Raw genomic sequence first — 13,535 nt, 5'->3', positions numbered from 1 at the left:
CCGGCGCGCCTCAGACGGGGCCGCTCGGGAGCGCGGCGGGGTCGTCGGAGGCGCTGCCCGCCGGATCGTCGGTCGGAGTCGCGGAGGGAGCGCCCGTCGGACTGCCGAAGGGATCGGACGTCACGCCGTCGGACGGGGACTCCGTCATGCCGCCGGTCGCGTTGGTGTCGGCGTCGCCCGGCACGGCGGGCGAGGACGTCGAGGAGCCGGGGTCCGCCGGTTTGTCGTCGTTCCGGTGGTACATCATCACGCCGGCGGCGGCCGCGCCGCCGATCGCGAAGGCGCCGAGCATGATCAGACCGATCACGAGCAGCCGGTTGCGGGGCGCGCGGGCCGGCGTGTCGGAGGGGGCGTTGAGGTTCAGCAAGAGTTCCGGTTCGCCGAACCCACCGGCGGACGGCGCGCCATACGGCCGCCCCTGGAACGCCTGCGGGTCGTGCGGCTGCGGGCTCTGCGACCGAGGGTCCTGCGAGGGCTGTGGCTGGTCCTGTGGTCGCGAGCCTTGCGAGGGCTGGTCCTGTGGTCGCGGGCCCTGCGAGGGTTGGTCCTGCGGCTGCGGGCCCTGCGGCTGCGCGGAACCGGGCTGTCCGTCACCGGGCTGCGCCGAAAACGGGCTGTCCGTAACCGGGCTGCGTGTAGCCCTGCTGCCCATACCCCTGCTGCGGGTAACCCTGCTGCCCGTACCCCGGCTGCGGGTAGCCCTGCTGCCCGTACCCCGGCGGGTAGGCGGGCGGGTGGCCGGGCGTGCCGCCCCAGCCGCCCTGCCCTCCCGCGCGCACGCGGAGCAGGAACGTCACGGCGAGCACTCCGCCGAAGGCCCACAGCAGGCCGAAGAGCAGCGCTTCCGGGACGCTGGAGGCGGCTTCCACGCTTGCGGACCTGGTGCCCTCGGCGTACTCGCCCTTCACACCGCCGATCCCGATCAGGAGAACGAAGAGTCCCGCGTAGAAGCCGGCGGCGAGCCACTGCTCGCGCCGGTCGGCACAGCGGCGGGCGGCCACGACGCCGAGGATCAGCGCGCAGACCACGCCCGCGGCGATCGCCCCGGGAACGGCCCAGCCGTTGTGGAACTGGCCCAGGTCGGACAGGCCGAACCGCTCGGTTTCGGCACTCGTTCCCGATCCGGATCCCGATCCCGAGCGCGTCGCCTCGACCGGCACTCCCCAGGCGAGGCCCAGCGCCGAGACGCCCCCGTTCACGATCAGCAACGCGACACCCATCCACGTCCCGCTGTCCATCTCCTCGGAGTGATCGGCCAGGACGATCAGCACGATGACCGCGCAGACGGCCACGCCGATGCCGAGTGCCAGCATCGCGGCCCGCAGGGCGCGGGCCGCGGCGGCGAGTCCCGGGCCGGTGGCCGACGGTCCGTCCAGCCGGTCGCGGCACAGCACGGACGGACCCAGCAGCAGGCTGAGCACGAAAGTCCACAGCAGCACGGCGAACGGACCCGACGTGATCTCGATCCGGTCCCCGGACCCTTCCGACGACACCGAGTAATCCGGCTGCGCGACGAGCGCCAGGACGAGCGCGGCGACCGTGCACACCACCGCCACCCGGATCGCCGCCTCCGCGCCGGTCTGGGTGCGGCGCAGGTGGCGCAGGGCCAGGACGAGGGCGACGCCCCACAGGACGGTGACCACGAGCGGCACGACCGACAACGTGGCGGTGTCCTGCGACGTCGACCTCAGGAGGGGGGAGGCGATCGAGGAGTCGTAGTCGTCGTAGGACGAACCGCCGTTCCCCGACGAGAGCTTGACGCCGAAGACGCCGCCGACGCCCTGGAGGACCATGGCGAGGTAGCTGCGCAGCCGGTCGCCGTAGCCGACGTCGACCTTGTCGAGCTGCCGGTTGGACTGCGTCGCCAGGATCGCGGCGAACGCCAGCAGCACCGCGGTCGGCCACAGACCCGCCTTGAGCGGTCCCGTCCAGTCGCCGGAGACGGTACGGCGCAGGAACAGTGCCAGGGGTGAGGGCCCCTGCGGCACCGCGGCGTACGGGGTCGGGGTGTACGGCGGCGGCGCGTACGCGGGCGGGGCGTAGACCGGCGGCCCGGACGCGGGCGGACCGTAGGACGGCCCGCTGTACGGGGGCGGCGCGGTCGGCGGAAGCGGCGGCTGCACCGGCCCCGGCGGAGCCTGACCACCGGACCCTGGACCCCGCCCCGGCCCCGGCACCGGCGGCCCCTGACCGCCAGACGGCCCCGGCGGCACCTGACCGCCAGACGGCACCGGTGGCACCTGCCCCTCCGCCGGCGGCTGCGTCGGTATCGGGGGCGCCGCCAGTTCACGGCCGCATCTCCTGCAGAAACGCGCATCGTCCGCCGACGCGTCGCCGCAGGCGGGGCAGAACGGCATGGGGCACTCCGGAGGTCGGGTACGGCTGCCAGGACAGCCGTCGGAAACCGCCGTCCTCTTTCAGACCCCGGAGTTTATGGTCACCGCCCTCACAACTGGGCGGTTATTGACCGATCTTCGCCGCCCGGTGGAGCGCGACGACACCACCCGTGAGGTTGCGCCAGGCGACCTTGGACCAGCCGGCCCCCTGGAGCCGGGCGGCGAGCGCCGCCTGGTCGGGCCAGGCGCGGATGGACTCGGCGAGGTAGACGTACGCGTCCGGGTTGCTGCTCACGGCGGTCGCGACCGGCGGCAGGGCGCGCATCAGGTACTCGGTGTAGACGGTGCGGAAGGGCTTGAACGTCGGGCTGCTGAACTCGCAGATCACGACGCGGCCGCCCGGCTTGGTGACACGCAGCATCTCGCGCAGTCCGGCGTCCGTGTCGTGCACGTTGCGCAGCGCGAAGGAGATGGTGACCGCGTCGAAGACGCCGTCGGCGAACGGCAGCCTGGTCGCGTCGCCCGCCGTAAGCGGCAGGGACGGGTGGCGCTTCTTGCCCTCGCGCAACATGCCCACGGAGAAGTCGCACGGGACGACCTGGGCGCCCGCCGCGACGAAGGGCAGCGAGGAGGTGCCGGTACCGGCACCGAGGTCGAGCACGCGCTCGCCGGGCCGGACGTCGAGGGCCTGCGCGACGGCCTTGCGCCACAGCCGGGCCTGGCCGAGCGATAGCACGTCGTTCGTCAGGTCGTACTTGGCGGCTACGTCGTCGAACATCGCGGCGACTTCGTGCGGCTGCTTTTCCAGGGAGGCTCGGGTCACGGGTCCATTCTCCACCCCGCGCCGGGTGCCCAAGCAGCGGCCACCCGCAGGGGCACCCGCCGGTCAGCGGCGCAGGGCCTCCGCGGGCTGGATGCGCGAGGCCCGCAGGGCCGGGTAGAGGCCGGCGAGCAGGCCCGTGAGCAGCCCGATCACCGGGGCGGCGGCGAGCGTCGCCGGATGGACGACCGGCGTCCAGTCCCGTACGACGGCGACCACCACGACCGTGAGGGCGCCGAGACCGGTGCCGACCAGCCCGCCCAGCGCCCCCAGGGCGCCGGACTCCGCCAGGAACTGGGCGGTGATGTGCCGGCCGCGCGCGCCCAGGGCGCGGCGCAGCCCGATCTCGCCGGTGCGTTCCAGGACGGCGACCAGCGTGGTGTTGGCGATACCGACGGCTCCGATGACCAGGCAGATCGCCGCGAGGAGAAGGAACAGCTGGTTGAGGTCACCGCTGACGGTGCCGCGCAGCGTGCGGGGGTCGGGCGGCGGGACGGCCTTCAGGTACTCGGGGTGGTCCGGGCGCAACGCGGTCGGGGCCTCGTGGGCGATCTGTCCCGCGGCGCCGATCCGGGTGGCGACCAGCATCTTGGCGTCGCCGCTCTTCGGCGGGCCCCAGACCCGCTCGGCGGTGGTGCGCGGCACGATCACCGACAGCAGGAGGTCCGCCTTGCGGCGGGTGTCGTCGATGATGCCGACCACCGTGAACGGCTGGTCGCCGATGAAGATCGCCGGATACGTCTCCAGCGTCGTGATGCCGAGCCGGGCGGCGGTGCCCGCGCCGATCACGACGACCGGCTGCGCGCTCCGCGACAGGTAGTCGTCGTAGAGCCTGCCCTGGGCGAGGTGCGGGTCCGCCGCGAGGAGGGCGCCGGGGGACGCGGCGACGATGCCAATGTCCGCGCCGCCGGAGTCCCCGCCGCCCGAGTCGGCGCCCACCGGCGAGGAGCGGACGCCGGAGCTGCCGGCCGGGTGCACCGGCCAGAACACCCCCGCGTGCTCCACGCCGCCGAGCCGGCCGATCCGGTCGTCGGCGTCGGCCGCGAAGACCGGTCCCGCGAAGGCGTTCTGCTGGGCGGTGACGTCCTCGATCGTCACCTCGGTCGCGGTGAGCAGGTCGAAGCGGGAGTCGATCTGCGCGGACGTGGTGGCCGTCAGCCCGAGGATCGCCACGAACGTGCCCACGCCGAGGACCGTGCCGAGCGCGGTGAGCGCGGAGCGGCCGGGGCGCTGCAGCATCCCGGCGAGCGACTCGGAGAGCAGCTCGCGCGGCGGGAGGACGGACGGCTCGACGGGGCGCCGCTCGGCTTTCGGGTGTCCTCCGCGCCTGGCACCGAACCACGACCGCAACCGCGACCGCGCCCTCACACCAGGGCCCGTTCGGTCAGCACGCCGTCGCGGATCGCGAGGGTGCGCGCGCCGCGGGCGGCCACCAGCGGGTCGTGGGTGATGACGACGATCGTCATGCCGTCGGCGTGCAACTCGTCGAGCAGGCTGAGGATCGCGCCCGCCGTGGCGGTGTCGAGGTTGCCGGTCGGCTCGTCGCAGAGCAGCAGCGACGGCCGGGAGACCAGCGCCCGCGCGATGGCCACCCGCTGCTGCTCACCGCCGGAGAGCCGGGTGGGCACGGCGTCCAGCCGGTGGTCGAGCCCTACTTTGACCAGCGCCTCGCGGGCCCGCTCGGACGACTCCGCGCGAGGCACGGCGCTGTACAGCAGGGCCAGCCGGACGTTCTCCACGGCGGTGCGGTACGGCAGGAGGTGGAAGGACTGGAAGACGAACCCGATGCGCCGGCCGCGCAGCGCGGTGCGGTCGGCGTCCTTGAGCGCGCCGGTGTCGATGCCGTCGAGCAGGTAGCTGCCTGAGGTGGGCACGTCGAGCAGGCCGACGATGTTGAGGAAGGTGGACTTGCCCGAGCCGGAGGGGCCGACGACCGTCACGAACTCGCCCGCTCGAACCGTCAGTTCGCAGTCGGTGAGCGCGGCGACCGGCGGCGGCCCGGGGTAGGTGAGCCCCGCCTGCCGCAGTTCGATGACCGCGGGGACCTCAACGCGCACGGGGGGCGCCCTTGACGCCGGTGACGACCCGGTCGCCTTCCGCGAGCACGCCGCCCCCCACCGGGACGACCTCCACGAAGCCGTCCCCGGTGGTGCCGGGCCGGACCTCCACCCGGCGTTGCGCGCCCGCCCCCGCGACGACCGTGACGACCGTACGGCCGTCCGCGCCCGCCGAGATCGCGGTGACGGGGACGACGAGCGCCATGCCGTCGGTGGACGCGGCCTCGACGGTCAGCCGGACGTCCTGCCCCGCGAGCTGCGGGTCCAGCGGCTGGTCGGGACGGATTACGAGCGGATAGCCGCGTTGTCCCGCGGACCCGCCCTGGCCCTGGTCCTGTCCCTGCTGCCCTTGCTGCCCCTGCTGGTCCGGTGAGGCGGCTCCCGCCGGCTGCCCGCTCCCGCTGTCGATGGCCGTGCCGACCGAAGCCACCGTCGCCGCCGCGGTCACCCCGCTGACCTCCGACAGGATCTGGACCCGCTGCCCCGGCCGTATCAATCCCTTCTGGTACTCCTGCAGCGCGCCGCGCACCACCAGTGCCCCGGCCGATACGGTCATGACCGCGGATCCCGAGACCTTGGATCCCACATGCGCGGGTATGGAGTCCACCCGGGCCGGAAAGCCGTCCAGGTAGACCACTTCGCCCGCCGGCAGCATCGGCCCGTCGGCGGCGAGGACCGCGGCGAGGTCCCCCCGCGCGCTGCTGAGATCCTCCCGGGCCCGCTGCACGGCACGCTTGGCGGCCTTGCCTGAGGCCGGTTTCCCGGCCGACGGGCGTCCGGTCGACGGGCTGCCGCTGCCGGGCTTCCCGGCCGGAGCCGCCGGCGGTTCGTCCGCCGCTTCCAGTTCGTCCTGGGCGTCCTGCGCGTCCTGCAGCGCCCGTTCGGCCGCGGTCTCCGCGTCCCGCGCCGCCTTCAGCGCCGCGCCGCCGTCCGCGTGGGCCGGCAGCGGGTCGTAGCCGATCGAGGCGTAGAACCCGGTCAGCGCCGCCTTCGTCCCGGGCCCGAAGGTCCCGGCGGGGTCGCCCCCCGACCGGTGGCCCAGTTCCCCGAGCGCGCGCTGCAGTTGGGCGACGTCGTCGCCGGTCGCGCCCGGCTTCAGGTCCCGGTACACCGGCAGCGCGCCGCGCAGCACGAACACCGGCCGACCGGACACCTCCAGCAGCACCTTGCCGTCGGTCACCGTCGCCCGGAGGCCCGCCAGTAGTTTCGTCACGACCGGCGTACCGGCGCCCTCCCCCGGCGTGACGGAGGGCGAGACGTCCACCGACTGCCCGGCCCGCACCGTGCCGCGCAGGATCACCGAGTCCTTGAGGACCCTGCGCTCCACGGGCGCGGTCAGCAGGTCGGGGGGCGGAGCCGCGCGCTCCGCCGCGGCCTGGGCGGGCGACTTGATGACCAGTGACGCCCCGGCGGCCGAGCCGGACAGCGCCAGCGCCCCCACCGCGACGGCGATCACCCAGACGCGGCGCCGTGCGAGGAGCGGTGCGGGCGCGTCAGCCACCCTGGATCCCATCGCCGCCGAACTTCGCCTGGCAGGTGTGCCAGATGGCCGCCGTGGCCGGGTCCTCCTTCAGCCGCAGGCCCAACGCGGCGGGGTACGTGAACTCGCCGTTCGTCGGGCTGGGGTCCGGATAGTCCGTGATCCCGTGCTCCCGCATGCACTTCGTCTCCTGCCGCATGGCCGCCAGGAAGGCCGGTGGCATGGCGCCGCCGGTAGCGCTGTCGCTCACGCCCGGTTTGCCGTCCTTCGCACTCCCGGAGCTCCCGGGGCTACCGGAACCGTCGGAGCAGCCGCCGGTTCCGAGCACCACAACCAGCAGTGCCGGCAGGAACGGGAGGAGGGCCGGACGGCGGGGGATCCTGGACGACAAGGTCAGGTCTGCGATCTGCACGATCGATCAGCCTAGCCCTGATCGAACAACCGCTCTACTGTCCCAAGGGCCAGTAGAGATACCCCCGTTCCCTCTGTTCGCATAGTGCGCCGCCGTCTCTGTCCACTGACGGTCGGAAGCACGCCACGCACCCCGCATCAGAGAGGAACGTCGCATGACGCACATCCACCGCACGACCCTGCGCGGAGCACTCGCCGCAACGCTCGCAGCGGCCGCACTCGGCACCGCCTCGATCGTCTGCGCCGAGCCCGCCGCCGCGCTGGGCAAGGACGGGCACCTGGAGCAGGGCGAGCTGGGCCTCTACTACGCCGAGAACCGCACCAACCTGATGTTCGACCTGTTCTACCCAGGGAACGACTTCCGCCCCGAGCGGTATCCGGCGAACACCAGCATCTCACCGAACGACAACACGGAGTCGTACTGGAACCGGGACTCGCAGACCTGGAGCGTCTGGACGGACCCCTTCCGGTCCGGGATCCACGGCTGGATACCGGCGTCCACCTGGAGCAACGCCAGCACCAACTTCAGGAACCGGGTCTCGTCCGCCAACCCCGGCTGATCCTCGGGTCCGCGCCCGCCGCTCCGCCGCTCCGTCGCTCCGCCGCACCCCGGCGGTCGGAGCGGCGGAGCCCGCGCGGGCTCCGGCAGCATGCCCGCCCTCCCCGACTCTCCACCCGCACCCCCGCACCCCCGCACCCCGCAGACCCGTGTCCTCTGGAGCCCGCCGATGCCCCGCCTCCGTGCCGCCGTCACCGCCGTCGTCGCCCCCGCCTGCCTCGTCCTGCTGCTCTCGGGTTGCGGGGGCGGTTCCGGGGGTTCCGGCGCATCCGACGACAAGGCGGCGGAACCCGACGTCGCCACGACGCCCGTGCTCCTCGACAGCAGCGGGCTGACGTTCCCGATGGACGCCTACCTCGTTCCCGCGGCGCAGCGGCAGGAGCTGCAGAGGGCGCAGAACGTCCTCGTGGACCAGTGCATGCGGCGCTACGGCTTCCGCTACACCACCCCGAAGTCCCCGGACTCCGCCGCCACCACCACCGATGTCTACGGCGAGAACGGCCGGCGCTACGGCCTGTCCAGCCCGGCGCTGGCCGCCCGCTACGGCTACGGCAGCCCGCCCCAGCAGACGCCCGCCCGCGCCCCGCGTCCGGCCACCGGGAGCAACGAGTCCCTCGTCCTCGACGGGCCGCCCGACCTGGATCCCTCGTCGCTCCCCGGCAACCTGGAGGAGGCGGAGAAGGCCAGGACGTCCGGGAAGAACACCCGCGCGGTCAACGGCGTCAAGATCCCGGTGGCGGGCTGCTCGGGCGAGGCGGGGCTCCGGCTCTACTCGCCCGACGCCGCCGCCGTCGACATCACCTTCTCGCAGAACCTGAACGCCGAGGCCAACGAACGGTCACGCCAGGACTCCCGGGTGGTGGAGGCGATCCGGAAGTGGTCGGCGTGCATGGCTCAGCACGGCTACCACGTCGCGTCGCCGATGGACGTGCCGAGCACCCTGCAGCTGGTCGATCTGTCGGGTTCGCAAGCGGTGACCACCGCCACCGCCGACGTGGCCTGCAAGCGGCAGGTGAACCTCGTGGGCGTCTGGTACGCCGTCGAGTCCGCGTACCAGAAGGGGCTGATCGAGAAGAACGCGGAAGTCCTGAAGAATTTCAAGGACCAGCAGCAGGCCCGGATGCGGCTGGCCGATTCACTCTCCGGTTGAGTCGGAGCTGATATAGCCTTCCGTGTGCTCCAGTCCACGCTTCCGGGGGGAATCCGTGCATCTGCTCTGCCCGGTGTGCGAGGTCTGCGGGACCGGACCGCGAGACGATCCCCACCCCGACGGCAGCGCGGTCCTGGCGGGGCTGCGGCTGATCCCCGATCTGACGGACCGTGAGCACCAGGTGCTGATGAGCCTGCGGGACGGCGCCTCGAACCGGGAGCTCGCCGCTGAACTGGGCATCACCGAACGCACGGTGAAACTGCACGTCGCGAGTCTGCGCTTCAAGCTCGGCGGCGTCTCACGGCTGCAGTTGAGCCTGATCGCGCTGGTGCACCACGCGCGCGGCGGTCACGCCCGCCGGTGCACGAGCCGTCCGCCGACCACGGTGGCCACGCAGCCGCCGCCGGCGTCGAACACCGCCAGGTCCGCCCGGCCGCCGGTCACGAGCGCGGGCGGCACGGATCCGGCGGGTACCCGGGTCAGACCGCCGCGTGCGGCGGCGGCCCGCAGGGCGGGGTCGGTCAGGTACCCGTCCACAACGGCTGTCGCCCCGAGCCGCAGGAGGGCGTGAATCCGTTCACGCGGACTCGGCGCGTCCGGCACCGGGGCCGCGTGCACCAGCGCCGGGCCGAGCGTGCCGTGCCACTCCCGCACCCTCGCCCGCGGGAACAGCGCGCGCAGCTCGTCGGCCGTGCCGACCGCCTCGATCCGGTCTCCGGAGACGGCGACCGCCCGTCCGGTGCCGCCGTCCCCGATGTGGATCGTGAGCATTCGGTCGGCCGCGTCAGTTGGCCGCGAGCAGCTTCAGCTCGGGGTGCGCCGTGCCGCCCTCGATCGCCGTCGACGACAGGTGCGAGACCGCGTGGTCGTTGACCGGGTCGTTCGCCGGGTCCTCGTGCACGACGAGGTGCTCGTAGGTGGTCGCGCGCTGCGCGGGGACGCGGCCGGCCGAGCGGATCAGCTGGATGATCTCCATCCGGTTCGAGCGGTGCTTGGCGCCGGCCGAGGAGACCACGTTCTCCTCGAGCATGATCGAGCCGAGGTCGTCGGCCCCGTAGTGCAGCGACAGCTGGCCGACCTCCTTGCCCACCGTCAGCCACGAGCCCTGGATGTGGGCGACGTTGTCCAGGAAGAGTCGGGCGACCGCGATCAGGCGCAGGTACTCGAAGATCGTGGCCTGCGTCCGCCCCTTCAGCTTGTTGTTCTCCGGCTGGTAGGTGTACGGGATGAACGCGCGGAAGCCACCCGTGCGGTCCTGTACGTCACGGATCATGCGCAGGTGCTCGATGCGCTCGGCGTTCGTCTCGCCGGTGCCCATCAGCATCGTGGACGTCGACTCGACGCCCAGGTTGTGCGCGATCTCCATGATCTCCAGCCAGCGCTCGCCCGACTCCTTGAGCGGCGCGATGGCGGTGCGCGGCCGGGCCGGCAGCAGCTCGGCGCCCGCACCCGCGAAGGAGTCGAGGCCCGCGGCGTGGATCCGCCGGATGGCCTCTTCGGCCGTCACTCCGGAGATGCGGGACATGTGCTCGATCTCCGAGGCGCCCAGCGAGTGGATGACCAGCTGCGGGTACGCCTTCTTGATCGCGGCGAAGTGCTCCTCGTAGTACTCCACGCCGTAGTCCGGGTGGTGGCCGCCCTGGAACATGATCTGGGTGCCGCCCAGCTCCACGGTCTCCGCGCAGCGGCGCAGGATGTCCGCGATGTCACGCGTCCAGACCTTGTCGCTCTGCGGCGCGGCGTAGAACGCGCAGAACTTGCACGCCGTCACGCACGAGTTCGTGTAGTTGATGTTCCGCTCGATGATGTACGTCGCGATGTGCTCGGTACCCGCGTACCGCAGGCGGCGCGCCGCGTCGGCGGCGGAGCCGAGGGCGTGCAGCGGGGCGGAGCGATACAGGTCCAGCGCCTCCTCCGGGGTGATGCGGCCGCCGGCGGCGGCGCGATCGAGGACGGCTGCGTAGTCGCTCACCGGGGCTGTCCCTTCCGAAGGGGTACAAGACGGACCAGCTCAGCGTACGCCAGACCACGGACACTCCCCTGGGCGGGCCACGGGGGCCGCTGAGCGGTTCCCGGAGGGACCGCTCGTCACATGCTTACCGGCTCGCCCTCATCGGCCGCTCCGACCGCACGTCGGCCGCGTCCGCCTTCGACGGCCTGGAGCACCACCGGGGCGGCGGCTCGCTGATCGTCGTCACGGGCACCGGCGACACCGACGGGCTCACCGCGCTCGGCCGGGTCAGGCGGCGCTTCGACCGGGTGACGATGCTGCGCGCCGGCCAGGACATGGCCGCGCCCGACGCGCAGGGCGTGTCCAGCGCCACCGTCGACGTACCGCAGCTGCACATCGCGTCGCTGGACGCCCTGCTGGCCGGCTGGCGCTGGGAGGCCGTGCGGTGAGCGCCACCACGCGTCCCGCGCGCACCGCGCCGCTGCCGCCGCAGGGTGGCGGCCCGAACTGGGACTGGGCCGCGCCCGCGCCCACCGGGCCGAGCGCCGAACGTCCGCCGAGCACGGTCACGACCCGCGGCGAGGGCCTCGGGCGCGCCCGCCGCCTGTGGTCGCTGCTGCCGGTCGCCGCGCTGCTCGCCGCCTCCGGCCTGGGCTGGCACCGGGTGTTCGGCACCCGCGACCTGCTGCCCGTCCTCGCGGTGGCCGTCCTCGCGCCGATCGTCCTGTCGGCGGCGCTGTCGGGCGCCCTGTCCCGCAAGGGCCGCACCGGTCCGCTCTGGCCGTCCGTCGTCCTGACGGCCACCGCCTGGACGGGCACGGTCTGGCTGACGATGTTCCGGGACGGCGGACCGCGTGCCATCCGGCCCGCGCTGCTCGACGCCCCGCACGCCGTCCTGACCACCATCCTCCCCGTCCCGGGCGAGGCACGGCTGCTGGTCCTGCCGCACGCGGTGCTGTGGCTCGCCGCCTTCACCTCCGCCGAACTGGCGCTGCGCACCCGCACCCCGCTGCTGCCGGCGCTGCCCGCGGTGCTCGCCTTCGGCTTCCCGCTGGTGCTCGGGGTGGACGGCCCGGGTTCCGACTACCCGGTGGTGGCCGCGCTGGCCGCGCTCACCGCGCTGCTGGCCCTGGTCCGCTCGCGGGTGAGCCCGTCGTTGCGCGGACTGGCGCTCGGGTTGCCGGTCGTCCTCGGCCTCACCCTCGTCGCCTCGCTGGCAGGCACCGGCCTGCCGGGGATGGGCGCCGCGTACGACCCGCGGGACGCGATCACCCCGCCCACCGTCCGCCCGCAGTCCATCAGTCCGCTGGACCAGGTCGCAGCGCTGATGCGCAGCGGCGACGCGAAGGTCTTCACCGTCCGCACCGCCGCCGAAACCAACTACCGGCTGGCGGTGCTGGACACGTACAACGGCACCACGTGGTCCAGCACGGCCGAGCTGGTCCGCACCGGCGGCCGGGTCCCCGCGGAACACGGCGTCGATCCGGGCGAGCGGCGCGAGGTGACCCAGCGCTTCACCGTCCAGGCGCTGCCCGGCATCTGGCTGCCCGCCGCCGACCGGCCCTCGACCGTGACGCTGCCGGACCACACCGACCTGTCGGTGGACCCGGCCGCGGGCGTACCGGCCACCGACCGGACGGCGCCCCCCGGCTTCACCTACACGGCCGTGTCACAACTGCCGGTCTACGACGTGCGGCGGCTGCAGTACGCTCCGGCCGCCGACGACCCGGAGCTCGTCGAACTCCCGCGCACGGACGCGGCCGACCAGCCCATCCCGTCCGTCGCGTCCTTCACCAAGATCGCCGCGAAGGCCACGGAGGGCAGCTCCTTCCCGTACGAGCAGGCCGTGAAGCTCGCCGACTGGCTGCGCGGGTCCTACCAGTTCGACCCGCGGGCCATCCCCGGCCACACCTACCGCGGCCTGGAGTTCTTCCTGACCGAGGGCAAGCGGGGCACCTCCGAGCAGTTCGCCGCCTCGTTCGCGGTGCTCGCCCGCACGCTCGGGCTGCCCTCGCGGGTGGTGGTCGGCTTCCGCCCCGGCACGAAGACCGGCGACGACACCTGGCAGGTGGCGGGCAAGGACGTACTGGCCTGGCCCGAGGTGGAGTTCCAGGGCATCGGCTGGGTCCCCTTCTACCCGACCCCGGGCACCACGTCCCAGGACGGCACCTCCGTCGCCCCGGCCGGCCAGACCAAGGACCGCAAGACGGTCGACCAGCAGATCACCGACCAGCCGCGGCCGTCGGCGCCGCCCAAGGGGGCCGGCACGACGCGGCCCACGGCGGCGGCCCCGGCCGCCGGAACCCCCTGGCGGATCTACGGCCCGGCCGCCGCCCTGCTCCTCGTCCTCGGCTATCTGCTCTACGCGGCCTGGCTGCCGTGGCGGCGGCGGGCCCGGCGGCGCGGGGCCGCCGACGTGCGGCAGCGGGTGCTGGGCGCCTGGCAGCAGATCGTCGACCGGCTGACCGAGATCGGGCTGCCCGCCACCGGGGCGCACACCGCGGAGGAGGTCGCCGCGCTCGGGGCGTCCCGGGTGGGCGGCGCCGCGGGCGAGCATCTCCCGGACCTGGCCCGCCTGGTGAACGAGGTCGGCTACGGCGGCCGCACCCCCGACCCGGCGGCGGCCGACGCCGCCTGGGCGCACTGCGACGCCATCGAACGCGTCGTGCTGCGCACCATCCCGCGGCGCGACCGGATCGTGCGCGCACTGCGCCTGCGGCGGGGCTGACCGCCTCCGTCCACAGAGCGCCCGCGCCGACCCGGCCGGCCGC

The 13,535-nt window shown here is 73.7% G+C and carries 13 protein-coding genes; 4 read left to right on the top strand and 9 right to left on the bottom strand.

Annotated features, from left to right (window positions below):
- Positions 1-10: 10 nt before the first annotated feature.
- The 7 genes from M2266_RS20850 to M2266_RS20820 form a co-directional block, all read right to left on the bottom strand.
- Entirely contained in the window at positions 11-367 is a 357-nt protein-coding gene (locus M2266_RS20850) for a hypothetical protein (protein WP_277439559.1), read from the bottom strand.
- A gap of 223 nt (positions 368-590) precedes the next feature.
- Positions 591-2,123 (bottom strand): hypothetical protein, encoded by a 1,533-nt coding sequence (locus M2266_RS20845; protein ID WP_277439558.1) that lies wholly within the window; start codon positions 2,121-2,123, stop codon positions 591-593.
- 337 nt (positions 2,124-2,460) lie between these two features.
- Positions 2,461-3,159 carry a demethylmenaquinone methyltransferase gene (locus M2266_RS20840; RefSeq protein ID WP_277439557.1) on the bottom strand — a complete coding sequence of 233 codons (699 nt, stop codon included), beginning with the start codon at positions 3,157-3,159 and terminating at the stop codon, positions 2,461-2,463.
- Between the two features lie 63 nt (positions 3,160-3,222).
- The gene (locus tag M2266_RS20835) at positions 3,223-4,419 is read right to left on the bottom strand and encodes an ABC transporter permease (protein WP_277441286.1); all 1,197 of its coding nucleotides are present in this window, start codon (positions 4,417-4,419) and stop codon (positions 3,223-3,225) included.
- A gap of 101 nt (positions 4,420-4,520) precedes the next feature.
- Positions 4,521-5,213 (bottom strand): ABC transporter ATP-binding protein, encoded by a 693-nt coding sequence (locus M2266_RS20830; protein WP_277439556.1) that lies wholly within the window; start codon positions 5,211-5,213, stop codon positions 4,521-4,523.
- Positions 5,203-6,714, bottom strand: coding sequence for a peptidoglycan-binding protein (locus M2266_RS20825; protein ID WP_277439555.1), 1,512 nt, complete (start codon positions 6,712-6,714; stop codon positions 5,203-5,205). Before M2266_RS20825 ends, M2266_RS20830 begins: the two co-directional genes overlap by 11 nt.
- Positions 6,707-7,105: a hypothetical protein gene (locus tag M2266_RS20820; RefSeq protein ID WP_277439554.1), complete on the bottom strand. Its 399-nt coding sequence runs from the start codon at positions 7,103-7,105 to the stop codon at positions 6,707-6,709. The genes M2266_RS20825 and M2266_RS20820 overlap by 8 nt, the downstream gene beginning before the upstream one ends.
- Positions 7,106-7,259: 154 nt before the next feature.
- Here M2266_RS20820 and M2266_RS20815 point away from each other — a divergent pair, with 154 nt between their 5' ends.
- Together M2266_RS20815 and M2266_RS20810 are read left to right on the top strand one after the other, a co-directional pair.
- Complete coding sequence (locus tag M2266_RS20815; protein ID WP_277439553.1) at positions 7,260-7,664, top strand: hypothetical protein; 405 nt, start codon at positions 7,260-7,262, stop codon at positions 7,662-7,664.
- A 168-nt stretch (positions 7,665-7,832) separates the two neighbouring features.
- Entirely contained in the window at positions 7,833-8,813 is a 981-nt protein-coding gene (locus tag M2266_RS20810; protein WP_277439552.1) for a hypothetical protein, read from the top strand.
- A gap of 348 nt (positions 8,814-9,161) precedes the next feature.
- On the opposite strand, the gene M2266_RS20805 is transcribed toward M2266_RS20810, so the two are convergent.
- Both M2266_RS20805 and mqnC read right to left on the bottom strand, forming a co-directional pair.
- A complete protein-coding gene (locus M2266_RS20805) occupies positions 9,162-9,584 on the bottom strand; it encodes a hypothetical protein (RefSeq protein ID WP_277439551.1) in 423 nt (140 codons plus the stop codon).
- Positions 9,585-9,597: 13 nt separating this feature from the next.
- Positions 9,598-10,785, bottom strand: coding sequence for a cyclic dehypoxanthinyl futalosine synthase (gene mqnC, locus M2266_RS20800; RefSeq protein ID WP_277439550.1), 1,188 nt, complete (start codon positions 10,783-10,785; stop codon positions 9,598-9,600).
- A 287-nt stretch (positions 10,786-11,072) separates the two neighbouring features.
- Between mqnC and M2266_RS20795 the strand changes: the two genes are divergently transcribed.
- Both M2266_RS20795 and M2266_RS20790 read left to right on the top strand, forming a co-directional pair.
- Positions 11,073-11,213, top strand: coding sequence for a hypothetical protein (locus M2266_RS20795; protein ID WP_277439549.1), 141 nt, complete (start codon positions 11,073-11,075; stop codon positions 11,211-11,213).
- Positions 11,210-13,492, top strand: coding sequence for a DUF3488 and transglutaminase-like domain-containing protein (locus tag M2266_RS20790; RefSeq protein ID WP_277439548.1), 2,283 nt, complete (start codon positions 11,210-11,212; stop codon positions 13,490-13,492). Before M2266_RS20795 ends, M2266_RS20790 begins: the two co-directional genes overlap by 4 nt.
- The last annotated feature ends 43 nt before the right edge of the window (positions 13,493-13,535 follow it).

Origin of the sequence: Streptomyces sp. SPB162 (assembly GCF_029504575.1) — a bacterium.
Lineage (GTDB): Bacteria > Actinomycetota > Actinomycetes > Streptomycetales > Streptomycetaceae > Actinacidiphila.
Note: the sequence above shows the minus strand (reverse complement) of the source record. Positions and strands in the feature narration are given on the sequence as shown.

Bases quoted from the DNA above. Each gene is read 5' to 3' on its own strand.
- M2266_RS20805 (WP_277439551.1), bottom strand. From the start codon at position 9,584: ATGCTCACGATCCACATCGGGGACGGCGGCACCGGACGGGCGGTCGCC.
- M2266_RS20815 (WP_277439553.1), top strand. From the start codon at position 7,260: ATGACGCACATCCACCGCACGACCCTGCGCGGAGCACTCGCCGCAACG.
- M2266_RS20810 (WP_277439552.1), top strand. From the start codon at position 7,833: ATGCCCCGCCTCCGTGCCGCCGTCACCGCCGTCGTCGCCCCCGCCTGC.